Raw genomic sequence first — 24,269 nt, 5'->3', positions numbered from 1 at the left:
CCGGCATGGCCCTGTCAGGCCCCGGGCGTGCCCTTCCCGGCCGGGGTGTCCGGACGCTGGCTGCTTCCGCCCTGGCTTGCCCCTGCTCCGCTGCTTTGCATGCTGGCGCCGGCGCCGCTGCTTTGCATGCTGGCGCCCGCGCCGCCATTGCCCTTGGCGCGGTCATGGCCGTTGCCGGTGCTGAAAGGATCGACGAAACGCTGCAGCGTGTCCTGGCCCTGGCGCAGGCCGCGCTGGGTTTCTTCGGAGGCGTTGCGTGCCACCTCGTCGGCCAGCTCGCGCGCGGTACGGGTCGTGTTCTGCACGTGCTGTTCGGTCACGCGCGCGAGCTCGACCTGGGCGTCGGCCGCCACGCGCGAGATGTGCTGCTGGTAGGCGCGCAGCTTTTCGGTAGCAGGCTGGGCACGCGATGCGGCCGCGCTCAGTACTTCGGTCTGGCGGTCGGCCGTCAGGATCTGCTGGCTGGCCAGCGCCGTTTCTTCAAGCATCGTCTGGACCAGCTGGATGTTCAGGTTGCACATCTGCTGGAAGGACTGGAACAGCGATTTCGACATGTCGTTCATGAAGGCGGTCTGCGCGTCCAGGTGGGTGCGCACTGCCGGAGTTACCGATTGGGAAAATGGATACATTCGTTGCCTCATTCATGGGTAGTGGTTATAGGAGTAGTCCGGCGCACGGCCCATGGGCCCGCGCCGGTATCGCCGGCGGCGCCCAATCCCGGAACAGGGTGGGCGTCTTCCGCGCGAAGCCTCAAGGCTAGGGCAGTACGATGTCGTCCGTTTGCGCTCGGTCAAACGTGCGCCGATGCGAAATTGGAGGGAAGAAATGAAAACGGCCCCGTCACCTGCGCGGCACTGCGCAGGCGACGGGGCCGTGAAGGCTGTGGGCCGGGATCAGCCGGCGTGACGCTCGACCCAGGCGGCGAAGGTGTCGACGAAGGTCTGCAGGAAGGCGCGCAGCGACTCGTCCTTCAGGTGCTCGCCATCGAATTTATCGGCGATACCGCCGAGATAGGCTTCCGGCGCCGGCATCGCAGGCATGTTCAGGAAAGGCAGCGTCTGGCGCAGGTGGTGGTTGGCGCCGAAGCCGCCGAGCGCGCCCGGCGACTGGCTGACGATGGCGCAGGGCTTGCCGCTCCAGGCGGCCTTGCCGTAGGGGCGCGAGCCGACATCGATCGCGTTCTTCAGCGCGCCCGGGATCGAGCGGTTGTATTCCGGGGTGATGAAGAGAACGCCGTCCGCCGCGCGGATACGCTCGCGGAAGGCCGTGTAGGCCGCCGGCGGGGTCTCGGTGTCGATGTCCTGGTCATACAGCGGCAGGTCGCGGATCTCGACCACTTCCATGTCGAGCTTGCCCTCGGCCAGCTGGCTCATCACCTTGGCCAGCTTGCCGCTGTACGAACCCTTGCGCAGGCTGCCCACCACGATTGCGATTTTTTTCGATGCCATGCGATCCCCTCTTCCTTGTTTACAAAATCATGATGTTAACCAATTTCACTTGATCACGTACGCACGGCCCGGCCCGCTCATATGCGGCCGCGCCGAAATGCTGCGAGGAATTTACGGGCCTGCGCCGCGCTCAGCACCTGCACCGGATCGCCATGCCAGGCGAACAGGAAGGGCTCGCCGCCGAGGCGGTCGGTCAGCTTGGCGTTGAGCAGGAAACGGGTGCCGGCCGGGTACTTCGCCGGATCGCTCAGGGCGCGCGCGCACTGCACCCGCATCGAGGGCGCAAAGGCCTGGCCCGGCATCGGCCGGATCTGCAGGCGGCCGGTGCGCGCGTCAAGCACCGAGTGGACGGCGACCTCGCGGTAGGCCCAGGGATCGCGCATCAGGCCTTCGCCAGCGGCGCGCCGGCGCGCACCACCGGCGCTTCGCGGATCGGCAGGTTGACCAGGGCGGCTGCGAGCGCCAGCGCGATGTCGGCGTACCACATCCAGCTGTAGTCGCCGAAACGGACAAAGGACAGGCCGCCCAGCCAGGCGCCGAAGAAGCCGCCGATCTGGTGCGACAGCAGGGTCAGGCCGAACAGGGTCGCCAGGTAGCGCGTGCCGAACAGTTTGCCGACCAGGCCGGCGGTAGGCGGCACCGTCGCCAGCCAGGTAAAGCCGAGCGCGGCCGCGAGGATATAGAAAGTCCAGGCGGTCTTCGGCGCCATCAGGTAGACCGCGATGATCAGCGCACGGCTGAAGTACATCAGGGCCAGCAGGTTTTTCATGCGATAGCGTGTCGACAGCGCGCCGGCACTCAGGCTGCCGGCGATATTGAACAGGCCGATCAGCCCCAGCGCCGTGCCCGCCACGCCGACCGGCAGGCCGCACAGCGCCACTTCGCCCGGCAGGTGGGTCACGAGGAAAGCGATATGGAAACCGCAGGTGAAGAAACCGGCGTGCAGGCACAGGTAACTGCGGTCGCGCAGCGCTTCGCGCAGCTGCTGGGTCAGGCCGATGCCCACGACCGGGGCCGCCCCCGCCGCGGCCACCGTCGGCTGCGTGGCCTTGCGGCCGCGCATCAGCCAGGCCAGCGGAATGGTCAGCAAGGTGGTGGCCGCCATCGTGAACATGGCGATGATCCAGCCGGGTCCGGCGATCAGGAATTGCATCAGCGGCGAGAACACGAACTGGCCGAAGGAGCCGCCGGCATTGATGAAGCCGGATGCAAAGGGCCGGCGCGCGGGCGGCAGGCGCTGGGCGGTGGCGCCGATCAGGATCGAGAAGCTGCCCGCCCCGGCGCCCGCGGCCGAGAGCACGCCCATGGTCAGCAGCAGGCCCCATTCGGAACTGACGAAGGGCGTGGCCGCCAGTCCGCCGGCCAGCAGCAGCGCGCCCAGCACGATCACGCGCGCCGGGCCGTACTTGTCGGCAATGGCGCCGAAGACCGGCTGCGAGGCACCCCACATGAACTGGCCGATCGCCAGCGCGAAGCTGATCGAGGCCACGCCCAGGCCGGTGGCCGTGTTCAGCGGCGACAGGAACAGGCCGGTCGTCAGGCGCGCGCCCATCGTAATCATGAGGATCGCGCTGGCGGCAAGGATCAGGAGCCAGGCGGCGCGTGGCGACATCTCGGTGTGGGTGTTCATCATCATCCCGTTTTATTTTTGCCGCGTGCACACGCATGCGGATTGGAATGAGAGTTTAACAACGAAACGCGGGCTTTGCTGGAGCCCCCTGCTTATGGCTGCCCGGTGTCCGGTATGGCTGTGCTGATATCGGACAAACGGATAGCGGGATCGAAAATGGAACTGGGCGATCCAACGATACGTAGCGGCCATGCCGTCCGATGGCCAGCCCCCTATTGGCACCCTCGGCCCATCTCACCAGAAAGCTTCACCCATATGCACGAGCAAACAACAAGGGCAGCCGTGACGAGAAGACCACAGGCTGGTTCCGCGTATGCCGGTCCAGGTGGTCCGCCGCGCGATCCGATTGACACCGCTTTACGACGCGGAGACGATGACAACATGGAACCGAGAATCGCAAGGCTGGAAGGATTTGCCGACGAGTGCCGCCGCGACCTGCGTTGCGTGGATGTGCGCCTGACGAAGATCGACACCGTGACCGACGGGCTTGCCAGCCACTCGGCGATAAAGGCCGACGTCGCGCAGCTTGAGTCCACGCTGATCAAGTGGTTTCTTGGCACCGCCACGGCCATTGCCGGGCTGGCGTTTGCGGCTGCGAAACTCCTGCATTGAGTGTCGCAGCACCGGCCCGACGGCAACGACCCTGTACCTGCGGGGAGCGAGGTGCCGGACATTCCGGCGCCGGTCGGCGCGCTTACGCTGCCCGGATCAGCATCGCCACCGCTTCGGCCGCCATGCCCTCTTCCCGGCCCAGGTAGCCGAGCTTTTCGTTGGTCTTGGCCTTGATGTTGACCTGTTGCGGCGACACGCCCAGGTCCTCGGCGATGCGCGAGACCATGTGCGGAATATGCGGCGCCATCTTCGGTTGCTGGGCGATGATGGTGGCGTCGACATTGCCGATCGTGTAGCCGGTGGCGACGACGCGCGTCGCTGCTTCGCGCAGCAAAACGCGCGAGTCGGCGCCGGCGAACATCGGGTCGGTGTCGGGGAAATGCTTTCCGATATCGCCCAGGGCGGCGGCCCCGAGCAGCGCGTCGATGATCGCGTGCAGCAGCACGTCGGCGTCGGAGTGGCCGAACAGGCCCAGGCGATGCGGGATGGTCACGCCGCCGACGATGAGTTTGCGCCCTTCGACCAGGCGGTGGCAGTCATAGCCGGTGCCGATGCGAAATGGCGGGGTCGGGTTATAGGATGCGAGTGCCATGGTGTGCTTACAATAATTCGGGTTGGGCCGTGGCCAGGTACATTTCGGCGATGCGCACGTCCGAAGGCAGCGTCACCTTCATGTTGCGCGGATGGCCTTCGACGAGCTTCGGCGACAGGCCGAGTGCTTCGACGGCGGAGGCGTCGTCGGTGATCTGGTTCGGGTCGCGCGCGGCCGACAGGGCCTCGCGCAGCAGCTTGTAGCGAAACATCTGCGGCGTCTGGGCCAGCCACAGGCCTTCGCGCGCAACGGTACTGAGGGTACCGAGTTCGCCGCCGATGCTGCGCTTGACGGTGTCGACCACCGGCAGGGCCAGCAGGCCGCCGACCGGGTGTTCGCCGGTCGTCGTGATCAGCTTCTCGATCAGCGCTTCGTCGAGGCCGGGGCGGGCGGCGTCGTGCACCAGCACCCAGTCGTTCTCGCGCAGCGTCGGCGCCAGGGCCGCGAGGCCGTTGCGCACGGATTCCATGCGCGTTGCGCCGCCGCAGCGCAGTACGGTCACGCCGTGGCTGGGCACGATGCTGTCGATGATGGGGTCGTCCGCACTGACCACGACATACGTGTGCGCGATCAGTTCGCTGAACAGGAAAGCATCGATGGCATGGCGCAGCATCGGCTTGCCGCCGATTTTCAGGTATTGCTTCGGTCCGCTCGCGGCCATGCGCGCCCCGACGCCGGCGGCGGGGATCAGGGCGAAATAGCGTGGTGCCTGGGAATTCATGTTCTTCGTTTACTCTTTGCCGGTCTAATAAGAGACTGTACCTCACCTGCGCAAACTTTGCCGAGACGCGCGTACTCTTGCGGCGTGTCGATTGCGGCCTGTAAACGCTCCACTTTCGCCATCTCGTTTTTGATGAACGGCATCCAGCCGGTGTCGACTTCGCGCTGCAACAAATTGCGTACCTGGCCCGCCGGGGCGTACAGCGGCTTGCCCTGGAAGCGGCGCGCCAGCGCGTCGCCGACGACCTTCTCGGCCTGCGGCAGGTACTTCAGGTAGACATCGAGATGGCGCATTTCGTGCGCTAGGATTTCGCGGTAGGAGCAGGTGCCGGGGGCGAACTCGCGCCCGACGTACACGACGATGGGCAGGTAGCTCAGCTTGATGTCGAGCCGCGGCGCCACGCATTCGTAGCCGGTGGCCGGGTCGGTGAGCATGCGGCCCTCGACCTTGACGCCGACCCGGGATTCGGTGCGGGTCAGCCCCAGCACATAACTGCCGGGCGCGCGCTCGCCCTTCATGGCGGAGAGCCCGTGGAAGGAATAGCTGTTGTCGACCCGGTAGCCGTTCTGGTTCGAGCGCATGACCGAGACGCTTTGTCCGATCGTGTCCTCGCAGCGCGCCTGGAAGGCGGTGCGCGCGCTCGCCGGGGCGAGGTCGAACATCAAGGACAGCGCAAACAACCATTTCATGGCTTCAGGCGGGCGACCAGGTCCCGTCCACGATCTTCTCGAGCCAGAAGGCGCCGATGATGGTTTTTACGTCGGTCACCTGCCCCGCCTTGACCATCTCCATCAGTTCCGGCACGGTGGCGGTAAAGGTTTCGAGGAACTCGCCTTCGTCGAGCTTCGCTTCGCCGGCGGTGAGGCCGCGTGCCAGGTACAGTTCCAGGTGTTCGTCCGAATACGCGATCGCATTGTGGATGGTGCAGACGAAGCGCCAGTCGGTCGCCGTATAGCCCGTTTCCTCTTCCAGTTCGCGCTTGGCGCAGGCGAGATGGTCTTCGCCCGGATCGATTTTACCGGCCGGGAATTCGACGAAGACGCGGTCGTTCGGATAGCGGAACTGGCGTTCGAGCAGCACGCGGCCGTCGTCCAGCAGCGGCAGGATCACGACCGCGCCTGGATGGCGGATGTATTCGCGGTGCGAGATGCTGCCGTCAGGCAGTTGAATGCGGTCGCGCGAGACTTTGAGGAACTTGCCGTCGTAGGCAACTTCGCCGTCGAGGCGGATTTCCTTCAGATGCGAATCCATGGGACTCCTGTGTAGAGCGTTGATCGGACAATCAGCGGCGCTTACGCAGGTACCTTACAACGAATCCCGGAAACGCCAGCACGAGGAACAGGCAGCCGGTGACCGCATAGAATTCCCAGCCCTGGGCAAACACATTGCCGATGCGGGATTCGAGCAGGTAGCCGACGAGGCCGACGAGGAAGTATAGAACAAGGAGCTCGAGCAGGCGCGCAAGGAAGGGCTTGGTGCGCGCCTGGCCGGTTTGCGCTGGCTTCAGGGAAACGAAGCCGAACACGCGCTCGTTCGCAAACGGAAGGTTGGCCGCGATGAACGCGACGGCAACCACGATCCAGCTTGCGAACGAGACGTCCATCAGTCGATCAGGACTTGAGGGTCAGCTGCATCGCGTGCAGGCAGACCGCCAGCAGCGTACCCGGCATCAGGCCCAGCAGGACGACGGCGATACCGTTCACCGACAGCACGACACGCATGTCGAACGGGGTGGCGATCGCACTGGTATCGGCGGCTTCGTCGAACCAGATCGTCTTGACGATGCGCAGGTAGTAGAACGCGCCGATCAGCGAGAACATCACCGCGACCACCGCCAGCCAGACGGCGCCGGTATTCGCGATGGCCTGCAGCACTGCCCACTTGGCCATGAAGCCCATCATCGGCGGCACGCCGGCCAGCGAGAACATCAGGATCGTCATGACGACTGCGAACCATGGCGCGCGGCGGCCCAGGCCCTTGAAGTCGGCGATCTGCTCGGCTTCGAAGCCCGAACGCGCCAGCATCATGATCAGGCCGAAACTGCCCAGGGTCGTCAGCACATAGGTGATCGAGTAGTACATCGCCGAGCTGTAGGCGGCGCCCATGTTCGAACGGTCGTCGCCGACCACGCCGGCCAGCATGCCCAGCAGCACGAAGCCCATCTGTGCAATGGTCGAGTACGCCAGCATGCGCTTGATGTTGGTCTGGGCGATTGCGGTCAGGTTACCGATGGCCAGCGACAGCACGGCCAGCACCAGCAGCATCTGCTGCCAGTCGTAGGCGAAACTGCCCAGGCCTTCGACCAGGATGCGGATCACCATGGCGAACGAAGCGAGCTTCGGCGCACCGCCCAGCAGCAGGGTCACTGCCGTCGGGGAACCCTGGTAGACGTCCGGCACCCACATGTGGAAGGGCACCGCGCCCAGCTTGAAGGCCATGCCGGCCACCAGGAACACCAGGCCGAACACGAGGATCGTGCTGTTCGCGCCGGTCGAGGCGGCGGCGGCGATTTGCGGCAGGTTCAGGGCACCGGTGGCGCCGTAGATCATCGAGATACCGTAGAGCATGAAGCCCGAGGCCAGCGAACCGAGGATGAAGTATTTCATCGACGCTTCGGTCGAGGTCGCGTGGTCACGGCGCAGGGCCACCAGCGCGTACAGCGACAGCGACATCAGTTCCAGGCCCAGGTAGATCGACAGCATGCTGTTACCGGAGATCATGATCATCTGGCCCAGCATCGAGAACAGCGCGAGCACATAGAACTCGCCGCCCAGGTTACCCGAGAGCATGCCGCGATCCGTGGCGTACTGGCGCGAATACACGAGCGTGATACCGACCGCGAGGTAGGTGAACAGCTTCAGCAGGTCCGACATCGGATCGGCCACGTACATGCCGTTGAAGGTGTAGACGGTGGCGCCGTTGACGAAGTCCGAACCGGTGATGACCGCGCAGCCGGCCACGGTCAGCAGCGACAGGTAATAGGTCACGTTGCGGCGCGTGCCCTTAAGGTACATGTCGATCAGCAGGATCGCGGAAGCCGCGATCAGGAGAAATACTTCGGCGTAGACCGGCACCAGGTTGGTGTCGATAGCCGGCAATAAAGTGTTATTCATGGCGTTGAGTTCGATTTAGTGTGGCAGCTTGCTGACGGACACATGCTGCAGCAGATCGGCCACCGAAGTTTGCAGGGTCTCGGCAATCGGCGCCGGATACAGGCCCATGTACAGCGTGGCGATTGCCAGCACCGCCAGGATCGCGAATTCGCGCTTGTTCAGGTCGACCAGTTCGGCGACGTGCTTGTTGCCGATCGGACCGAACACGACGCGCTTGACCATCCACAGCGAGTAGGCGGCGCCCAGGATCAGCGCGGTGCCCGATGCCAGGCCGGTCCAGAAGTTGAACTGCACCGAAGCCAGGATGACCATGAATTCGCCGATGAAGCCCGAGGTGGCCGGCAGGCCGGCATTCGCCATCGAGAACAGCACGGCAAAGGCGGCGAACTTCGGCATCGTGTTGACGACCCCGCCGTAGTCGGCGATTTCACGCGAGTGCATGCGGTCGTAGAGCACGCCGATGCACAGGAACATCGCGCCCGACACGAAGCCGTGCGAGATCGACTGCATCAGGCCGCCCTGCACGCCCATCTCGTTGAAGATGAAGAAGCCGAGGGTGACGAAGCCCATGTGGGCGATCGACGAATAGGCGACCAGTTTCTTCATGTCCTTCTGGACCAGCGCGACGAGGCCGATGTAGATCACGGCGATCAGCGACAGCACGATGACGACCGGCGCCAGGTAGTGCGAGGCGTCCGGGGTGATCGGCAGCGAAAAACGCAGGAAACCGTAGGCGCCCAGCTTCAGCATGATCGCGGCCAGCACGACGGAACCGCCGGTCGGCGCTTCCACGTGGGCATCCGGCAGCCAGGTGTGCACCGGCCACATCGGCACCTTCACGGCGAAGGCCATGAAGAAGGCGATGAAGATCAGGATCTGTTCCTTCATGCCCAGCGGCTGCATGTGCCATTTCTGGATGTCGAAGGTGCCCGAGACGTTGTACAGGTAGATGATCGCGACCAGGGTCAGCAGCGAGCCGAAGAACGTGTACAGGAAGAATTTAAACGCCGCGTACACGCGGTTCGGGCCACCGAAGACGCCGATGATGATGAACATCGGGATCAGGGTCGCTTCGAAGAAGAAGTAGAACAGCAGGCCGTCGAGCGAAGCGAACACGCCGATCATCAGGCCCGACAGCAGCAGGAAGGAACCCATGTACTGGGAAACGCGTTCCTGGATCACTTCCCATGCCGCCACGATGACGATGATGTTGATGAAGGCCGTCAGCGGAATGAACCACAGCGACAGGCCGTCGACACCGAGACGGTAGAAGATGTTGAAGGCGCCGATCCAGGGCGTGACTTCATAGAACTGCATGCCGTGGGCGGCATTGTCGAAGTGCGTGATCAGCGGAATCGTCGGCAGGAAGCTGACGACCGCGCCGACCAGCGACAGCATGCGGGCAAAGCCCGGGTTCTTGTCGCGCCCCACGGCGAGCACGAGCACGCCGAACAGGACCGGGAGCCAGATTGCCAGGCTCAGGTAAGGAGGAAATGTAGAGATCGTGGACTGCATCATTTGTCTTTTTCTTTGCCTGTGATTAGCGCCAGAACGGGAAGAAATACACCAGGGTCGCCATGATGCCGACGATCATCACAAACGCGTAGTGATAGATGTAACCAGTCTGGAAGGTGCGGGTCATCAGCGAGAACCAGCCGACCAGCTTGGCCGAACCGTTGACCAGCAGGCCATCGATCAGCGCGCGGTCGCCTGCCTGCCACAGTCCGGTACCGACGGCGCGGGCGCCGCCGGCAAACACGGCCTGGTTGAACTTGTCCATGTAGTACTTGTTGTCCAGCAGCGTGTGCAGGAACTTGAACTTGTTGTAGAACCAGGCAGGAACGCGCGGGTTGACCATGTAGCAGTAGTAGGCCAGGACCACGCCGGCCAGGGCCAGCCAGAACGGAGCCGAGGTCAGGCCGTGGGTGGCCATGCCGACCGCGCCGTGGAATTCTTCACGCAGGACTTCCATCGCAGGGTGGTTTTCGCCGACCGTGATGACGCCCTTGAAGAAGTCGCCATGCAGCATCGGACCGATGGCCAGGAAACCGATGATCACCGACGGGATCGCCAGCAGCACCAGCGGCAGGGTCACGACCCATGGCGACTCGTGCGGCTTCTGGCCCGGGGCCAGGCCGTGGTGGCCGTGGTCTTCCTCGTGCTGCGGCTCCGAATCGTGGCCAGCCAGCGGATCTTCGATGCCATGGCCATGCTTGTCATGGGCGTGCGCATCGTGTGCATGGTGGTCATGATGGTCGTGAGCATGCGCCTTGCCGAAACGCTCTTCCCCGTGGAACACCAGGAAGTACATGCGGAAGGAGTAGAAGGCGGTGACGAAGACGCCAGCCAGCACGGCGAAGTAGGCGAAGTGCGCACCCGGGATGTTCGACGCGTGCACCGCTTCGATGATCGAGTCCTTTGAATAGAAACCGGCGAAGAACGGGGTACCGATCAGGGCCAGCGAGCCAAGCAGCGAAGTGATCCAGGTGATCGGCATGTACTTGCGCAGGCCGCCCATGTTGCGCATGTCCTGGTCGTGGTGCATGCCGATGATGACCGAACCGGCGCCCAGGAACAGCAGTGCCTTGAAGAATGCGTGGGTCATCAGGTGGAACACGGCGACCGAGTAGGCCGAGGCGCCCAGGGCCACGGTCATGTAGCCCAGCTGCGACAGCGTGGAATAAGCGACCACGCGCTTGATGTCGTTCTGGATGATGCCCAGGAAGCCCATGAACAGCGCGGTGATGGCGCCGATGACGATGACGAACGAGAGTGCGCCGTCCGACAGCTCGAACAGCGGCGACATGCGCGCCACCATGAAGATGCCGGCGGTAACCATCGTCGCGGCGTGGATCAGTGCCGAGATCGGGGTCGGGCCTTCCATCGAGTCAGGCAGCCAGACGTGCAGCGGGAACTGCGCCGACTTGCCCATCGCGCCGATGAACAGGCAGATGCAGGCGGCGGTCAGCAGCGGCCAGCCGATGCCGGGCACGGTCATGGCGACCAGCTTGTCCGCTTGCGCGAAGGTTTCGCCGTAGTGCATCGTGCCCGAGGCGGCCAGCAGCAGGCCGATACCGAGGATGAAGCCGAAGTCGCCGACGCGGTTGACCAGGAAGGCCTTCATGTTGGCGAAGATCGCGGTCGGACGGGTGTACCAGAAGCCGATCAGCAGATACGACACCAGGCCCACCGCTTCCCAGCCGAAGAACAGCTGCAGGAAGTTGTTCGACATGACCAGCATCAGCATCGCGAAGGTGAACAGCGAGATGTACGAGAAGAAGCGGTTGTAGCCGTCGTCTTCCGCCATGTAGCCGATCGTGTAGATGTGCACCATCAGGGAGACCGAGGTCACCACGCACATCATCATTGCCGACAGCGCGTCGATCTGGAAGCCGACCGCCAGTTTGATGGTGCCGACCTGCATCCAGGTGTAGATATCCTGGTTGAAGGTGGCGCCGTCCAGTACTGCCATCAGCGTCATCACGGAGATGACCAGTGCGATCGCCACGCCCAGGATGGTCGCCGTATGCGACACCTTGCGTCCGACCACGTTACCCAAAAACTTGGTACCCAGCAGGCCGGCGATTGCCGATCCTGCCAGCGGCGCCAGCGGCACCGCAAGTAAGAGTGAGGAAGAGAGTTGCCCCGCCATGTTGAACCTTAATCGTTATTGTTTAGCCGAGACCGATCAGCCCTTGAGGCTGTCGAGGTCTTCCACATTGATCGTGTCCAGGTTACGGAACAGGACCACCAGGATCGCCAGGCCGATCGCCGATTCGGCGGCCGCGACGGTCAAAATGAAGAACACGAAGATCTGGCCCGCCGCATCACCGAGGTAATGCGAGAAGGCGATGAAGTTCAGGTTCACCGCCAGCAGCATCAGTTCGATGGCCATCAGCAGGATGATGATGTTCTTCCGGTTCAGGAAGATACCGACGATCGAGATCGCGAACAGGATCGCGCCCAGGACCAGGTAGTGTGCGAGCGATAAAGTCACGAGTTCTGCTCCTTGTTCTGCGCCGAGGCTGCAGCCGCGGCTGCAACGGATGCCTCGTCGATGGCGCGCTGGTTCACCGACTCCATCTTGACGATGCGCAGGCGGTCGTTACGCTGGACGCGCACGGCGGCGCCCGGGTCGATGGCCTTGCTGTCCTTGCGCTTGCGCAGGGTCAGCGAGACGGCGGCGATGATACCCACCAGCAGGATCACGGCGGCGATCTCGAAGCCGTAGATGTATTTGGTGTAGATCAGGCGACCCAGCTCTTTCGTGCCGCCGATGTTCAGCGCGGCCGCTTCCGGCGTCTGGGTAAAGCCGCTGTAGCCGTTCCACAGCACCAGCGCCATTTCGATGACGACCACGGCGCCGATCAGCAAGGCCAGCGGCAGGTAGCCGAGGAAGCCTTCGCGCATGCGGTCGATATTAATGTCGAGCATCATGACGACGAACAGGAACAGCACCATGACGGCGCCGACATAGACCAGCACCAGCACGATGGCGAGGAACTCGGCCTTCAGCAGCAGCCAGATGCCGGCGGCGTTGAAGAAGGCGAGCACGAGGAACAGCGCGGCGTGCACCGGGTTCTTCGCGGTGATGACGCGCAGCGCGGACAGCACCATTACGGCCGCAAAGACGTAGAACAACACAGTTGTGAATTGCATGACTGAGGGTACCTTTTCTTGTTAACGGTACTTGGCGTCGGCCGCGCGGGCGGCAGCGATGTCGGCTTCGTAACGGTCGCCCACGGCCAGCAGCATCTCTTTGGTGTAATAGAGATCGCCGCGCTTTTCGCCGTGGTATTCCAGCACGTGGGTCTCGACGATCGAGTCGACCGGGCAGGACTCTTCGCAGAAGCCGCAGAAGATGCACTTGGTCAGGTCGATGTCGTAGCGCGTGGTACGGCGGGTGCCGTCTTCGCGCTGCGCCGACTCGATCGTGATGGCCATGGCCGGGCACACCGCTTCGCACAGTTTGCAGGCGATGCAGCGCTCTTCCCCGTTCGGGTAGCGGCGCAGCGCGTGCAGGCCGCGGAAGCGGTTCGACATCGGCGTCTTTTCTTCCGGATACTGCACCGTGATCTTGCGCGACAGGGCGTACTTGCCCGTCAGGGCCAGACCCTTGAACAGTTCGGACAGCATCAGGCTGCCGAGGATTTCTTTAATTCGGTTCATTTGAATGCGCTTCCTTACTTCCAGATATTCCAGGACGTCTGCATGACGCCGGCGACGAGCACCAGCCAGACCAGCGTGATTGGAATGAAGACTTTCCAGCCCAGGCGCATGATCTGGTCATAGCGGTAACGCGGGAAGGTGCCGCGGACCCAGACCATCATCGAGACCAGCAGGAACATCTTCACGAACAGCCAGAAGAAGCCGCCGAAGGCGCCGCCGAATTCCAGGATCGCGAACGGTGCGTGCCAGCCGCCCAGGAACATGATCGATGCCAGGGTCGCGATCAGGATCATGTTGGCGTATTCGGCCAGCATGAACATCGCGTAGGACATGCCCGAGTACTCGACCATGTGGCCGGCGACGATCTCCGACTCGCCTTCCACCACGTCGAACGGATGGCGGTTGCATTCGGCCAGGCCCGAGACGAAATAGATGACGAACAGCGGCAGCAGCGGCAGCCAGTTCCACGAGAACAGGTTCAGGCCGTGACTCGCAGCCATGCCGACGGCCTGGCCGGCGACGATGTCCGAGAAATTCAGGCTGCCCGAGACCATCAGCACCACGACCATCACGAAACCCATCGGGATTTCATACGAAATCATCTGGGCCGAGGCGCGCATGGCGCCCATGAACGAGTACTTCGAGTTCGAAGACCAGCCGGCGATGATGATGCCGTAGACTTCGATCGAGGTGATCGCCAGCAGCAGCAGCAGGCCTGCGTTGACGTTGGCCAGCGCGGCGTCCGGGCCGAAAGGCACGACCGACCAGGCGGCCAGCGCCGGCATGATCGTCATGATCGGGCCCAGCACGAACAGCTTGGTGGTGGCTTTCGCAGGGATCACGATCTCCTTGAGCAGCAGCTTCAAGGCATCGGCGATCGGCTGCAGCAGGCCCAGGGGACCCACGCGGTTCGGACCGACGCGGATCTGGATCCAGCCGATCAGCTTACGTTCCCACAGGGTGGCGTAAGCGACCAGGCCCATCAGCGGCAGCAGCACGCACAGGATCTTGATCACGGTCCAGATGACAGGCCAGACTGGTGCGATCGGGCTGGTCGCGCCGAGCGTGTAGAAATTATCGATAAAACCGGGCGTTGCCATTACTTGCCCTCCCCTGCTTTTTCAACGGTGATGGCGCCGAACATCGCGCCGAGACTAGCGGTGGCCGGATGCGCGGCGGCGACACGCACGACGTTCCCCGGCAGGCGGGCGTCGATGTCGGCGACCAGCAGCGCGCTGCCATTGCCTTGCGTGACCTTGACGACGTCGCCGGCGACCACGCCCAGCTTTTCAGCCAGCGCCTTCGGCAGGCGAGCCAGCGGCTGCTGGCCGTCGGCCGTACGCAGCAGCGGTTCCGAACGGCGCGCGATGGCGTCGGCGAAATAGATCGGCACGTCGGCCAGGCGCTGGAGCGAACCCGACTCTTCCGAGCGCGAAGCCGCCGACGGGGCCAGCTTGGCCACGTTGTTCAGCTTGCCCGACAGATCGGTCACACCCTTGCCCAGCGCTTCGTCGCGGATCGATTCGGCGGTGTCGTAGTCAAAACCTTGCAGGCCGAGCAGGTTGCCCAGCACGCGCAGCACTTTCCAGGCCGGACGGGTCTCGCCCAGCGGTTTCACGGTGCCGTTGAAGCTCTGTGCACGGCCTTCGCAGTTCACGAAGGTACCGGCGGTCTCGCTGAACGGCGAGATCGGCAGCAGCACGTCGGCGTAGTCCATGCCATGCTTGAACGGCGACATGGCGACGACCATCTCGGCACCGGCCAATGCGGCGACTGCCTGCTGCGGATTCGCAGCGTCCAGTTCCGGCTCGGCGTTAAGCAATACATAAGCTTTCTTCGGTACGCTGAACAGGTCGACATTGCTGGTGGCGCCCACCAGGTAGCCGCCGACCGTGTTCGCCGCCTCGACGAAGGAGCCGAATTTGGCGCCGACGGCATTGGCGATCCACTGCGCAGCCGCGTGGATCTGCGATGCCTGCGGGTGGTGCGATGCGGCGTTACCCAGCAGCACGGCGCCCGGCAGGTCGCCGTCGATGGCAACCAGCGAAGCGGCGATGGCTTTCGCCACGTCGCCTGCCTGTACGTTCTCGAAGCCGCTTGGCGCCGCGACGTTCTTGGCGGCGGCAACGGCGGCCACGACCTCCGACAGCACGGCCAGCCAGTCGGTCGGCGCGGCGATCAGCTTATTTGCGGTCGGGATCAGGTTGTCCTCGTCCGAACCATGCAGGATCGACAGCTTGGCGCCGGCCTTGACGGCGGTACGCAGGCGGGTCGCGACCAGCGGGTGGTCCTTGCGCAGGAAGGAACCGATGACGAAGGCGCGCTTCAGGGTCGACAGCTCGGCGATCGGCATGCCCAGCCATGGGGTGACGGAACCGTCCAGGGCGAAATCGCTCTGGCGCAGGCGGAAGTCGACGGCATTCACGCCGAAGCCGCGCATGGCTTTGTTCAGCAGGAACAGTTCTTCGACGGTCGAGTGCGCGGTCGCAACGGCCGCGATGCTGTCCGCACCGTGCTCGTGGCGAATGTTGCGCAGGCCATGGGCCACGTATTCCAGCGCCGTCTGCCAGTCGGTTTCCTGCCACTGCCCGCCCTGCTTGATCATCGGATTGATCAGGCGGTCGGCATTGTCCAGGGCTTCATACGAGAAGCGGTCCTTGTCCGACAGCCAGCATTCGTTGATGTTCTCGTTTTCCAGCGGCAGCACGCGCATGACTTTGCCGCCCTTGACCTGGACGATCAGGTTGGTACCGAGCGAATCGTGCGGCGAGACCGACTTGCGGCGCTGCAGCTCCCACGGACGTGCGGAATAACGGAAAGGCTTCGAGGTCAGTGCGCCGACCGGGCACAGGTCAATCATGTTGCCCGACACTTCAGAGTCGACGGTCTTGCCGACGAAGGTCGTGATTTCCGAGTGCTCGCCGCGGCCCAGCATGCCGAATTCCATGACGCCGGCCACTTCCTGGCCGAAACGCACGCAACGGGTGCACTGGATGCAGCGGCTCATCTCTTCCATCGAGATCAGCGGGCCGGCCTCTTTCGGGGTCACGACGCGCTTTTCTTCGTTGTAGCGCGACTCGCCCTTGCCGTAACCGACAGCCAGGTCCTGCAGCTGGCACTCGCCGCCCTGGTCGCAGATCGGGCAATCGAGCGGGTGGTTAATCAGGAGGAATTCCATCACCGACTTCTGCGCCGCCACAGCCTTGTCGCTGTGGGTGCGCACGATCATGCCCGGCGACACAGGCGTGGCGCAGGCAGGCATCGGCTTCGGTGCCTTCTCGACTTCCACGAGGCACATGCGGCAGTTCGCTGCGATCGACAATTTCTTGTGATAGCAGAAGTGCGGGATATAGGTCCCGAGTTTGTTTGCGGCGTCCATCACCATGGAACCTGGTGCGACTTCGACTTTTTTGCCGTCTAATTCAATTTCAACCATTTGATCGTTACCTGACCTGGCTTAAAGGTATGCGGGCACCAAGCATTGCTTGTGCTCGATGTGATGAATGAATTCCTCACGGAAGTTCTTGATCATGGCTTCCACCGGCATCGCGGCGGCTTCGCCGAGTGCGCAGATGGTGCGGCCCTTGATGTTGAACGCGACATTGTTGAGCAGCTCGATGTCTTCCGGGCGGCCCTGGCCGTTTTCGATGCGGTGGACCATGCGGTACAGCCAGCCCGTGCCTTCACGGCAAGGCGTGCACTGGCCGCAGGATTCTTCGTAGTAGAAGTAGGACAGGCGCAGCAGCGACTTGACCATGCAGCGCGTTTCGTCCATGACGATGACGGCGCCCGAACCCAGCATCGATCCCGCTTTCGCGATCGAGTCGTAGTCCATGTCCGTTTCCATCATGACTTCGCCACGGATCACCGGTGCCGACGAACCGCCTGGAATCACGGCCTTGATCTTCTTGCCGCCGCGCATACCGCCGGCCAGCTCGAGGAGTTTGGCGAACGGGGTGCCCAGCGGGATCTCGTAGTTGCCCGGACGCTCGACGTCGCCCGAGATCGAGAAGATCTTGGTGCCGCCGTTGTTCGGCTTGCCCATGCCCATGTAGTTCTCGGGGCCGACGTTCATGATGAACGGCACGGCCGCGAAGGTCTCGGTGTTGTTGATCGTGGTCGGCTTGCCGTACAGGCCGAACGACGCCGGGAAAGGCGGCTTGAAGCGCGGCTGACCCTTTTTACCTTCGAGCGACTCGAGCAATGCGGTTTCTTCGCCGCAGATGTAGGCGCCGTAGCCGTGGGCCGCATGCAGCTGGAAGTTGAATTCGCTGCCCATGATCTTGTCGCCCAGGAAGCCGGCGGCACGCGCCTCTTCCAGCGCTTCCTCGAAGCGCAGGTATTCCTGGAAGATCTCGCCGTGGATGTAGTTGTAGCCCACGGTGATGCCCATCGCGTAGGCGCCGATGGCCATGCCTTCGATCAGCGCATGCGGGTTGTAGCGGATGATGTCGCGGTCCTTGAACGTGCCCGGCTCGCCTTCGTCGGTGTTGCAGACGAGGTATTTCTGGCCAGGGAACTGGCGCGGCATGAAGCTCCACTTCAGGCCGGTCGGAAAACCGGCGCCGCCGCGGCCGCGCAGGCCCGAGGCCTTCAGGTCGGCGATGACCTGCTCTTGCGTAATGCCGCCCTCGAGGATACGGCGCAGTGCGGAATAGCCGCCGCGCTTGACGTAGTCTTCGAGATGCCAGTTTTCGCCGTTCAGATCCTTCAGGATCAGCGGATTGATGTGACGGTCGTGCAGGCTGGTCATTGCTTCGCTTCCTTCAGTTCATCCACCAGGGCGTCGATTTTCTCGTTGCTCATGAACGAGCACATGCGGTGGTTATTCACCAGCATGACCGGCGCGTCGCCGCAGGCGCCCATGCACTCGCCTTCCAGCACGGTGAACTGGCCGTCTTCGGTGGTGCCGCGGAACTCGACGCCGAGTTTTTGCATCAGGTGGTGCGCGGCGCGCTCGCCACCGGACAGCGCGCACGGCAGGTTGGTGCATACGGTGATCTTGTGCTTGCCGACCGGGCGGGTGTTGTACATGTTGTAGAAGGTCGCCACTTCCTGCACGGCGATGGCCGGCATGCCGATGTAATCGGCGACTTCCTGCATGGTGTCGGGCGACAGCCAGCCCAGTTCGACCTGGGCGTGGGCCAGCGCGGCCATCACGGCCGACTGGCGCTGGTCGGCCGGGTACTTGGCCAACTCGCGATCGATTTTTTTATAGCACTGCTCGGATAACAACATAATCTTTCTGCCTTGTGGACTTATCGGTCAATGGAGCCGAAAACGATGTCTTGGGTACCGATGATCGTGACGGCGTCGGCGATCATGTGTCCGCGTGCCATCTCGTCCAGGCTCTGCAGGTGTGCATAGTCGGGCGTGCGGATCTTCAGGCGGTACGGCTTGTTGGCGCCGTCGGAAACGATATAAATGCCGAACTCGCCCTTCGGGTGCTCGACCGCGGCATAGGCCTCGCCCGGCGGGACGTGGAAGCCTTCGGTGAACAGCTTGAAGTGGTGGATCAGCGATTCCATGTTCGACTTCATCTCTTCGCGCGCAGGCGGGACGATCTTGTGGTTGTCGATCATCACCGGACCCTGGTTCGCGCGCAGCCAGGTAATGCACTGCTTGATGATGCGGTTCGACTGGCGCATCTCTTCCATGCGGACCAGGTAGCGGTCGTAGGAGTCGCCGTTGGTGCCGACCGGGATATCGAAGTCGAGCTTGTCGTAGACGGCATAAGGCTGCGTCTTGCGCAGGTCCCAGGCCACGCCCGAACCGCGCAGCATGGCGCCGGTGAAGCCCATCGCCTTCGCATCTTCCGGCGAGACGACGCCGATGCCGACCGTACGCTGTTTCCAGATACGGTTGTCGGTCAGCAGGGTTTCGTATTCGTCGACATAGCCGTCGAAACGCTTGGTAAACGACTCGATGAAATCGAGCACCGAACCCTGGCGGTCTTCGTTCAGCGCGTCGATCGCCTTCTTCGAGCGGATGATCGATTCCTTGTGCTTCGGCATGAAGTCCGGCAGGTCGCGATACACGCCGCCCGGGCGGTAGTAGGCCGCGTGCATGCGCGCGCCCGACACCGCCTCGTAAACGTCGAACAGGTCTTCACGGTCGCGGAAGGCGTACAGGAAAGGACCCATCGCACCGATGTCGAGCGCGTGCGCGCCCAGCCACATCAGGTGGTTCAGCAGGCGCGTGATCTCGTCGAACATGACGCGGATGTATTGCGCACGGATCGGCGCTTCGACGCCGAGCAGCTTTTCGACGGCGAGGACGTAGCCGTGCTCGTTGCACATCATCGACACGTAGTCGAGGCGGTCCATGTACGGAACCGACTGCAGGTAGGTGCGGGTCTCGGCCAGCTTCTCGGTGCCGCGGTGCAGCAGGCCGATGTGCGGGTCGGCGCGCTGGATCACTTCGCCGTCGAGTTCCAGCACCAGGCGCAGCACGCCGTGCGCTGCCGGGTGCTGTGGACCAAAGTTCAGGGTGTAATTCTTAAGCTCAGCCATTATTTCATCCCGTAGGTTTCTTCGCGGATCACGCGCGGAATGTTTTCACGCGGCTCGATCGTCACGGGTTGGTAGATCACGCGCTTCTGCTCGGGGTCGTAGCGCATTTCGACATAGCCCGAAATCGGGAAGTCCTTGCGGAACGGGTGGCCGATGAAGCCGTAGTCGGTCAGGATGCGGCGCAGGTCGCCGTGACCGTCGAACAGGATGCCGAACAGGTCGAAGGCTTCGCGCTCGTACCAGTTGGCGGCACGCCAGATCGGGGTAATCGATTCCACGATCGGCATTTCGTCGTCAGGGCAGAACACGCGCACGCGCACGCGCCAGTTGTTCGCCAGCGACAGCAGGTGGGTAGTGACTGCATAGCGCGGGCCGTCATACGTGCCTTCGCCATACTGGGAATAATCGACGCCGCAGAGGTCGATCATTTCTTCGAATGCGAGGGTCGGATCGTCGCGCAGGGTCTGCATCGCCTTGATGTAGTCGGCGGCCTTGACCACCACGGTCACTTCGCCGAGCGCGGCCGAAATGGCGGCGCCCTCGCCCAGTGCTTTTTCCAGGGCGAGCTGGAGGACTTCGAGTTTTGTCGTCATGGTGAATCCGGCAGTGTTAACGCGCGATGGTGTTGGTGCGCTTGATCTTGTTCTGCAGCTGCATGATTCCGTACAGCAGAGCTTCAGCCGTCGGCGGGCAGCCCGGCACGTAGACGTCGACCGGCACGATGCGGTCGCAGCCGCGCACCACCGAGTACGAGTAGTGGTAGTAGCCGCCGCCGTTGGCGCAGGAACCCATCGAAATGACCCAGCGCGGCTCGGCCATCTGGTCATAGACCTTGCGCAGCGCCGGCGCCATCTTGTTGCACAGCGTGCCGGCGACGATCATCACGTCGGACTGGCGCGGCGATGGACGGAACACAATGCCGAAGCGGTCGAGGTCATAGCGGGCTGCGCCCACATGCATCATCTCGACCGCGCAGCAGGCCAGGCCGAACGTCATCGGGAACATCGACCCGGTGCGTGCCCAGTTGATCAGCTTATCGGCTGTGGTGGTAATGAAACCTTCGTTTAGAACGCCTTCATGAATAGCCATGGCTTATTCCCAATCAAGGGCACCTTTCTTCCAGATGTACCAGAAGCCGACGATGAATTCGGCGATAAACACCATCATCGTGACGAAGCCGGCCCAGCCCAGTTCACGCATGGAGACGCCCCATGGGAAGAAAAATGCCGTTTCCAGATCAAACAAAATAAAGAGAATCGCGACCAGATAGTACCGGACGTCGAATTTCATGCGCGCGTCTTCGAAGGCTTCGAAGCCGCATTCATATGGGGAGAGCTTGGCAGCGTCAGGGCGCTGTGGCCCGAGCAGATAGCCGAGCACCTGGGGAGCAACGCCGACACCGACGCCGATCAGGATGAAGAGAAGAACGGGGAAGTAATTTTCGAGGTTCACGATGGAGCCTATTTGAACGATCGCGTTAATGAAACCACTGCATGCCTGCAGCGCCGTATCGCGCAATCCTGGCTGTAAAGCACTTGCCCGTAAATAAATGTGTTTTTGGCTGGCAAAACTCACATGCATTTCCGGCCAAGGACTTAGCCTGCCACCAGGACCGTACGACTGATCCTCGTAAAAAAGCCAGCTCAGGCATGAGAGCAATTGCTCGTTTGCCCTTGCTGGCTTTTTCTGTATCTTGGTGCCGACGGCGAGACTCGAACTCGCACAGCTTGCGCCACTACCCCCTCAAGATAGCGTGTCTACCAATTTCACCACGTCGGCTGGAGACCAGTATTCTACCCTGCTTTAGCACCTTTTTTCAATGCTCAAATTGATGCATCGCAAGAAAAAACAGGGAATTTCTCAAACTTTCTTTCACTAGCCTGTCGAAAGGCGGGGCGAAAGCAGTTCAAGATCCAGACCAGCGCCGAGGTCGCGGCGCGGCTGGGGCAGTTCAAGGGAACGACGATCTTGCGACCGCCCGCGCAAGCGACTCGAAGAGCCCGCTCGCGCAAACAAACGAAACGACGATTACTTCTGCGTTGCCGGAGCAGCCGGGGTCGGCTGCGGGGCCGGTGCCGGCGATACGGTGGCAGGCACGGTCTCGGCAGGACCCGGCGGCACGTCGGCCGTCGGCGCGGCAGGAACACCCGCGGTCGGCGCAGGCGCATCGGCCGGTGGCGTCGTCGTTGCCGGCACACCCTTGGCCGGTGCCGCCATGCGCTCCATCACGCCGCCGCTTGGCACTGCGCCAGGCGTACGGTTGTTGCCCATGTAGGCCAGCGACAGGGTCGCGGCGAAGAAGATGGCTGCGGCCACCGCGGTCGATTTCGACAGGAAGTTCGACGAACCGCTGGCGCCGAACAGGCTGCCCGATGCGCCGGAACCGAAGGCGGCGCCCATGTCGGCGCCCTTACCGTGCTGCAGCAGCACCAGGCCGATGATGGCCAGCGCCGAGATGACCTGCACGACAACCACAAGATTGAACAACACGTTCATTACAGTTCCATTCCAAGTTTAACTACGTTGCAAATTCTGAATTTCTACGTCGTCGCTTATGCTGCCGCTTTTACGCTGCATCGATGATGGCGAGGAAGTCCGCCGCCTTCAGCGCCGCACCACCGATCAGGCCGCCATCGATATCGGCCTGCGACATCAATTCCTGCGCATTGTCCGGCTTCATGCTGCCGCCGTACAGGATCGCGACCTTCTCCGCTGCACCCGCGCTGCGCTCGCGCAGCTGGCCGCGCAGTTGCGCATGCACTTCCTGCGCCATCGCCGGCGTTGCCGTCTTGCCCGTGCCGATCGCCCAGACCGGTTCGTAGGCAACCACGATCCGCTCCACGGCATCGCCGTCCAGCAGTTCCAGCACGGCCGACAACTGCTTGCCGACCACTGCATTCGTCTGTTCCGCTTCGCGCTGCGCGAGCGTCTCGCCCACGCACACGATCGGGGTCAGGCCGGCGTTCAGTGCCGCCAGCGCCTTCTGCGCCACGTGCTGGTCCGTTTCGCCGTGGTAGGCGCGGCGTTCCGAGTGGCCGACGATCACATAGCGGCAGGCGAAATCGACCAGCATCGAGGCGGCGACTTCACCCGTGTAGGCACCGCTGGCGTGGATCGACACATCCTGCGCACCCCAGGCCAGCTTGCTGCCGGCGAGCGTATCGGCGCATTGCTGCAGATACGGTGCGGGCACGCAGACGGCGGCGTTTGCCTTGCCGTTGCCGAGTCCCTCGACAATTCCAGCGAGCAGCGTCGCGTTATTCGCGCGGCTGCCGTTCATCTTCCAGTTACCTACGACGAGTTTGGGACGCATATTACCCCACAGTCAAATAACCCGCTATTCTAGCTGCCGTTCAGGGGGCGGTCAAACAATGGCTGGGCTCGCGTATTGAAAAGACGTCAATGGAATCGTCCCCGCCCTACACCACCTGCAACACGATCTTCCCGACGTGCGTGCTCGACTCCATCAGCGTATGCGCCGCTGCCGCCTGCGCCAACGGGAATACCTTGTAGATCACCGGCTTGATCTTCCCCTGCTCCAGCAACGGCCACACCCGTTCGCGCAACTTCTGCGCAATCGCCCTCTTGAATGCCACCGGCCGCGGCCGCAAGGTCGACCCGCTGATCGTCAGGCGCCGCCGCAGCACCTGCGACAGATCCACATTCGCCTTCGCTCCACCCAGCAGCGCAATGATCGCAATGCGCCCATCGTCCGCCAGGCAATCGATCTCGCGTTCCACATAATCGCCGGCGACCATGTCGAGCACCACATCGACGCCGCGGCCAGCGGTCAGTTCCTTGACGACCGCAACAAAATCCTCGTCCCGATAATTGATCCCGCGCTCGGCGCCGAGTTCTTCGCAGGCGCGGCATTTGTCGGTGCTGCCGGCGGTGGCGAACACGCGGTGCCCCATTGCCGTGGCGAGCTGGATCGCGGTGACGCCGATGCCGGAGGTTCCGCCCTGCACCAGCAGCGTCTCGCCTTCACTCAGGCCCGCGCGGTCGAACACATTGCTCCAGACGGTGAAGAAGGTCTCCGGCAAGGAAGCGGCTTCGACCATGCTCAAACCGGCAGGCACCGGCAGGCATTGCGCCAAAGGCGCTGCGCAATACTCGGCATAGCCGCCGCCCTGCACCAGCGCGCAGACCATGTCGCCCTTCGCGAAACCGCTGTCGCCGAGGTCGCCGTCGACGATCTCGCCCGCCACTTCCAGTCCCGGCAGGTCGGATGCACCAGGCGGCACCGGATACTGGCCGAGCCGCTGGAACACGTCGGGCCGGTTGATGCCGGCGGCATGCACCTTGATCAGGACTTCGCCCGCCTTCAATTGCGGCGTCGGGCGCTCGCACAGCTGCAGGACTTCCGGCTTGCCCGGCTGGGTGATTTCGATTGCACGCATGGTCCGCTCTCCCTTGAGAAAACAACAATTGTACGTCAGCGCCACCGAGCCCGTTTGTGACGCACTCAGTTC

27 protein-coding genes and 1 tRNA gene are annotated in these 24,269 nt (G+C 63.0%); 1 reads left to right on the top strand and 27 read right to left on the bottom strand.

Translation table 11 applies throughout. The features are described from left to right. Positions 1-14: 14 nt before the first annotated feature. The 4 genes from ACI48I_RS06170 to ACI48I_RS06155 form a co-directional block, all read right to left on the bottom strand. Positions 15-629, bottom strand: a complete 615-nt coding sequence (locus ACI48I_RS06170; protein WP_193685062.1) for a phasin family protein — start codon at positions 627-629, stop codon at positions 15-17. A 264-nt stretch (positions 630-893) separates the two neighbouring features. After that, positions 894-1,448 (bottom strand): NADPH-dependent FMN reductase, encoded by a 555-nt coding sequence (locus ACI48I_RS06165; RefSeq protein ID WP_498573632.1) that lies wholly within the window; start codon positions 1,446-1,448, stop codon positions 894-896. A gap of 77 nt (positions 1,449-1,525) precedes the next feature. After that, positions 1,526-1,831: a hypothetical protein gene (locus ACI48I_RS06160; RefSeq protein WP_498573631.1), complete on the bottom strand. Its 306-nt coding sequence runs from the start codon at positions 1,829-1,831 to the stop codon at positions 1,526-1,528. Beyond that, a complete protein-coding gene (locus ACI48I_RS06155; protein WP_407943902.1) occupies positions 1,831-3,081 on the bottom strand; it encodes an MFS transporter in 1,251 nt (416 codons plus the stop codon). Before ACI48I_RS06155 ends, ACI48I_RS06160 begins: the two co-directional genes overlap by 1 nt. A 378-nt stretch (positions 3,082-3,459) precedes the next feature. Here ACI48I_RS06155 and ACI48I_RS06150 point away from each other — a divergent pair, with 378 nt between their 5' ends. Continuing rightward, entirely contained in the window at positions 3,460-3,690 is a 231-nt protein-coding gene (locus tag ACI48I_RS06150) for a hypothetical protein (RefSeq protein WP_498573630.1), read from the top strand. An 82-nt stretch (positions 3,691-3,772) separates the two neighbouring features. Here the strand turns inward: ACI48I_RS06150 and ispF are convergent, their stop codons facing one another. The 23 genes from ispF to ACI48I_RS06035 form a co-directional block, all read right to left on the bottom strand. Continuing rightward, entirely contained in the window at positions 3,773-4,282 is a 510-nt protein-coding gene (ispF, locus tag ACI48I_RS06145; protein WP_193685058.1) for a 2-C-methyl-D-erythritol 2,4-cyclodiphosphate synthase, read from the bottom strand. A 7-nt stretch (positions 4,283-4,289) separates the two neighbouring features. After that, the gene (gene ispD, locus ACI48I_RS06140; protein ID WP_193685057.1) at positions 4,290-5,003 is read right to left on the bottom strand and encodes a 2-C-methyl-D-erythritol 4-phosphate cytidylyltransferase; all 714 of its coding nucleotides are present in this window, start codon (positions 5,001-5,003) and stop codon (positions 4,290-4,292) included. Further along, positions 5,000-5,692 (bottom strand): hypothetical protein, encoded by a 693-nt coding sequence (locus tag ACI48I_RS06135; RefSeq protein ID WP_498573629.1) that lies wholly within the window; start codon positions 5,690-5,692, stop codon positions 5,000-5,002. Before ACI48I_RS06135 ends, ispD begins: the two co-directional genes overlap by 4 nt. Before the next feature lie 4 nt (positions 5,693-5,696). After that, a complete protein-coding gene (locus tag ACI48I_RS06130; RefSeq protein ID WP_193685055.1) occupies positions 5,697-6,254 on the bottom strand; it encodes an NUDIX domain-containing protein in 558 nt (185 codons plus the stop codon). A 31-nt stretch (positions 6,255-6,285) separates the two neighbouring features. Continuing rightward, complete coding sequence (locus tag ACI48I_RS06125) at positions 6,286-6,606, bottom strand: DUF2818 family protein (protein WP_193685054.1); 321 nt, start codon at positions 6,604-6,606, stop codon at positions 6,286-6,288. A 7-nt stretch (positions 6,607-6,613) separates the two neighbouring features. Then, a complete protein-coding gene (nuoN, locus tag ACI48I_RS06120) occupies positions 6,614-8,116 on the bottom strand; it encodes an NADH-quinone oxidoreductase subunit NuoN (protein ID WP_193685053.1) in 1,503 nt (500 codons plus the stop codon). A gap of 15 nt (positions 8,117-8,131) precedes the next feature. Beyond that, a complete protein-coding gene (locus tag ACI48I_RS06115) occupies positions 8,132-9,634 on the bottom strand; it encodes an NADH-quinone oxidoreductase subunit M (protein ID WP_498573628.1) in 1,503 nt (500 codons plus the stop codon). Between the two features lie 22 nt (positions 9,635-9,656). After that, the gene (gene nuoL / locus ACI48I_RS06110) at positions 9,657-11,768 is read right to left on the bottom strand and encodes an NADH-quinone oxidoreductase subunit L (protein ID WP_498573627.1); all 2,112 of its coding nucleotides are present in this window, start codon (positions 11,766-11,768) and stop codon (positions 9,657-9,659) included. A gap of 36 nt (positions 11,769-11,804) precedes the next feature. Then, complete coding sequence (gene nuoK, locus ACI48I_RS06105) at positions 11,805-12,113, bottom strand: NADH-quinone oxidoreductase subunit NuoK (RefSeq protein ID WP_056333562.1); 309 nt, start codon at positions 12,111-12,113, stop codon at positions 11,805-11,807. Continuing rightward, the gene (locus ACI48I_RS06100) at positions 12,110-12,775 is read right to left on the bottom strand and encodes an NADH-quinone oxidoreductase subunit J (RefSeq protein ID WP_498573626.1); all 666 of its coding nucleotides are present in this window, start codon (positions 12,773-12,775) and stop codon (positions 12,110-12,112) included. The genes nuoK and ACI48I_RS06100 overlap by 4 nt, the downstream gene beginning before the upstream one ends. Before the next feature lie 21 nt (positions 12,776-12,796). After that, the gene (gene nuoI / locus ACI48I_RS06095; RefSeq protein WP_193685049.1) at positions 12,797-13,285 is read right to left on the bottom strand and encodes an NADH-quinone oxidoreductase subunit NuoI; all 489 of its coding nucleotides are present in this window, start codon (positions 13,283-13,285) and stop codon (positions 12,797-12,799) included. A 14-nt stretch (positions 13,286-13,299) separates the two neighbouring features. Further along, complete coding sequence (nuoH, locus tag ACI48I_RS06090; protein WP_498573625.1) at positions 13,300-14,385, bottom strand: NADH-quinone oxidoreductase subunit NuoH; 1,086 nt, start codon at positions 14,383-14,385, stop codon at positions 13,300-13,302. Then, positions 14,385-16,721, bottom strand: a complete 2,337-nt coding sequence (gene nuoG / locus ACI48I_RS06085) for an NADH-quinone oxidoreductase subunit NuoG (protein ID WP_498573624.1) — start codon at positions 16,719-16,721, stop codon at positions 14,385-14,387. The genes nuoH and nuoG overlap by 1 nt, the downstream gene beginning before the upstream one ends. 21 nt (positions 16,722-16,742) lie before the next feature. Then, positions 16,743-18,038: an NADH-quinone oxidoreductase subunit NuoF gene (gene nuoF / locus ACI48I_RS06080; protein WP_193685046.1), complete on the bottom strand. Its 1,296-nt coding sequence runs from the start codon at positions 18,036-18,038 to the stop codon at positions 16,743-16,745. Beyond that, positions 18,035-18,523: an NADH-quinone oxidoreductase subunit NuoE gene (gene nuoE / locus ACI48I_RS06075; protein ID WP_193685045.1), complete on the bottom strand. Its 489-nt coding sequence runs from the start codon at positions 18,521-18,523 to the stop codon at positions 18,035-18,037. The genes nuoF and nuoE overlap by 4 nt, the downstream gene beginning before the upstream one ends. Before the next feature lie 20 nt (positions 18,524-18,543). Further along, entirely contained in the window at positions 18,544-19,797 is a 1,254-nt protein-coding gene (locus ACI48I_RS06070) for an NADH-quinone oxidoreductase subunit D (RefSeq protein ID WP_193685044.1), read from the bottom strand. After that, the gene (locus tag ACI48I_RS06065) at positions 19,797-20,390 is read right to left on the bottom strand and encodes an NADH-quinone oxidoreductase subunit C (RefSeq protein ID WP_193685043.1); all 594 of its coding nucleotides are present in this window, start codon (positions 20,388-20,390) and stop codon (positions 19,797-19,799) included. The genes ACI48I_RS06070 and ACI48I_RS06065 overlap by 1 nt, the downstream gene beginning before the upstream one ends. A 16-nt stretch (positions 20,391-20,406) precedes the next feature. Beyond that, the gene (locus tag ACI48I_RS06060) at positions 20,407-20,886 is read right to left on the bottom strand and encodes a NuoB/complex I 20 kDa subunit family protein (RefSeq protein WP_056333529.1); all 480 of its coding nucleotides are present in this window, start codon (positions 20,884-20,886) and stop codon (positions 20,407-20,409) included. 3 nt (positions 20,887-20,889) lie between these two features. Beyond that, the gene (locus tag ACI48I_RS06055) at positions 20,890-21,249 is read right to left on the bottom strand and encodes an NADH-quinone oxidoreductase subunit A (protein ID WP_193688989.1); all 360 of its coding nucleotides are present in this window, start codon (positions 21,247-21,249) and stop codon (positions 20,890-20,892) included. Between the two features lie 242 nt (positions 21,250-21,491). Next, a tRNA-Leu gene (locus tag ACI48I_RS06050) sits at positions 21,492-21,576 on the bottom strand. Between the two features lie 249 nt (positions 21,577-21,825). Next, positions 21,826-22,293 carry a preprotein translocase subunit SecG gene (gene secG / locus ACI48I_RS06045; protein WP_498573623.1) on the bottom strand — a complete coding sequence of 156 codons (468 nt, stop codon included), beginning with the start codon at positions 22,291-22,293 and terminating at the stop codon, positions 21,826-21,828. A 70-nt stretch (positions 22,294-22,363) separates the two neighbouring features. After that, positions 22,364-23,110 (bottom strand): triose-phosphate isomerase, encoded by a 747-nt coding sequence (gene tpiA, locus ACI48I_RS06040; protein WP_498573622.1) that lies wholly within the window; start codon positions 23,108-23,110, stop codon positions 22,364-22,366. 106 nt (positions 23,111-23,216) lie between these two features. Beyond that, complete coding sequence (locus ACI48I_RS06035; RefSeq protein WP_498573621.1) at positions 23,217-24,197, bottom strand: NAD(P)H-quinone oxidoreductase; 981 nt, start codon at positions 24,195-24,197, stop codon at positions 23,217-23,219. Positions 24,198-24,269: the final 72 nt, after the last annotated feature.

Source organism: Massilia sp. LXY-5, from assembly GCF_059801075.1.
This window is presented reverse-complemented; position numbering and strand designations above follow the sequence as displayed.

Bases quoted from the DNA above. Each gene is read 5' to 3' on its own strand.
- ACI48I_RS06130 (WP_193685055.1), bottom strand. From the start codon at position 6,254: ATGGATTCGCATCTGAAGGAAATCCGCCTCGACGGCGAAGTTGCCTAC.
- tpiA (WP_498573622.1), bottom strand. From the start codon at position 23,110: ATGCGTCCCAAACTCGTCGTAGGTAACTGGAAGATGAACGGCAGCCGC.
- secG (WP_498573623.1), bottom strand. From the start codon at position 22,293: ATGAACGTGTTGTTCAATCTTGTGGTTGTCGTGCAGGTCATCTCGGCG.
- nuoE (WP_193685045.1), bottom strand. From the start codon at position 18,523: ATGTTGTTATCCGAGCAGTGCTATAAAAAAATCGATCGCGAGTTGGCC.
- ACI48I_RS06035 (WP_498573621.1), bottom strand. From the start codon at position 24,197: ATGCGTGCAATCGAAATCACCCAGCCGGGCAAGCCGGAAGTCCTGCAG.
- ACI48I_RS06170 (WP_193685062.1), bottom strand. From the start codon at position 629: ATGTATCCATTTTCCCAATCGGTAACTCCGGCAGTGCGCACCCACCTG.
- ACI48I_RS06155 (WP_407943902.1), bottom strand. From the start codon at position 3,081: ATGATGAACACCCACACCGAGATGTCGCCACGCGCCGCCTGGCTCCTG.
- ispF (WP_193685058.1), bottom strand. From the start codon at position 4,282: ATGGCACTCGCATCCTATAACCCGACCCCGCCATTTCGCATCGGCACC.
- ACI48I_RS06125 (WP_193685054.1), bottom strand. From the start codon at position 6,606: ATGGACGTCTCGTTCGCAAGCTGGATCGTGGTTGCCGTCGCGTTCATC.
- ACI48I_RS06070 (WP_193685044.1), bottom strand. From the start codon at position 19,797: ATGGCTGAGCTTAAGAATTACACCCTGAACTTTGGTCCACAGCACCCG.
- ACI48I_RS06065 (WP_193685043.1), bottom strand. From the start codon at position 20,390: ATGACGACAAAACTCGAAGTCCTCCAGCTCGCCCTGGAAAAAGCACTG.
- nuoH (WP_498573625.1), bottom strand. From the start codon at position 14,385: ATGGCAACGCCCGGTTTTATCGATAATTTCTACACGCTCGGCGCGACC.
- ACI48I_RS06100 (WP_498573626.1), bottom strand. From the start codon at position 12,775: ATGCAATTCACAACTGTGTTGTTCTACGTCTTTGCGGCCGTAATGGTG.
- nuoL (WP_498573627.1), bottom strand. From the start codon at position 11,768: ATGGCGGGGCAACTCTCTTCCTCACTCTTACTTGCGGTGCCGCTGGCG.
- ACI48I_RS06060 (WP_056333529.1), bottom strand. From the start codon at position 20,886: ATGGCTATTCATGAAGGCGTTCTAAACGAAGGTTTCATTACCACCACA.
- nuoI (WP_193685049.1), bottom strand. From the start codon at position 13,285: ATGAACCGAATTAAAGAAATCCTCGGCAGCCTGATGCTGTCCGAACTG.
- ACI48I_RS06135 (WP_498573629.1), bottom strand. From the start codon at position 5,692: ATGAAATGGTTGTTTGCGCTGTCCTTGATGTTCGACCTCGCCCCGGCG.
- ispD (WP_193685057.1), bottom strand. From the start codon at position 5,003: ATGAATTCCCAGGCACCACGCTATTTCGCCCTGATCCCCGCCGCCGGC.
- nuoG (WP_498573624.1), bottom strand. From the start codon at position 16,721: ATGGTTGAAATTGAATTAGACGGCAAAAAAGTCGAAGTCGCACCAGGT.
- ACI48I_RS06165 (WP_498573632.1), bottom strand. From the start codon at position 1,448: ATGGCATCGAAAAAAATCGCAATCGTGGTGGGCAGCCTGCGCAAGGGT.
- ACI48I_RS06160 (WP_498573631.1), bottom strand. From the start codon at position 1,831: ATGCGCGATCCCTGGGCCTACCGCGAGGTCGCCGTCCACTCGGTGCTT.
- ACI48I_RS06150 (WP_498573630.1), top strand. From the start codon at position 3,460: ATGGAACCGAGAATCGCAAGGCTGGAAGGATTTGCCGACGAGTGCCGC.
- ACI48I_RS06115 (WP_498573628.1), bottom strand. From the start codon at position 9,634: ATGATGCAGTCCACGATCTCTACATTTCCTCCTTACCTGAGCCTGGCA.
- nuoF (WP_193685046.1), bottom strand. From the start codon at position 18,038: ATGACCAGCCTGCACGACCGTCACATCAATCCGCTGATCCTGAAGGAT.
- nuoN (WP_193685053.1), bottom strand. From the start codon at position 8,116: ATGAATAACACTTTATTGCCGGCTATCGACACCAACCTGGTGCCGGTC.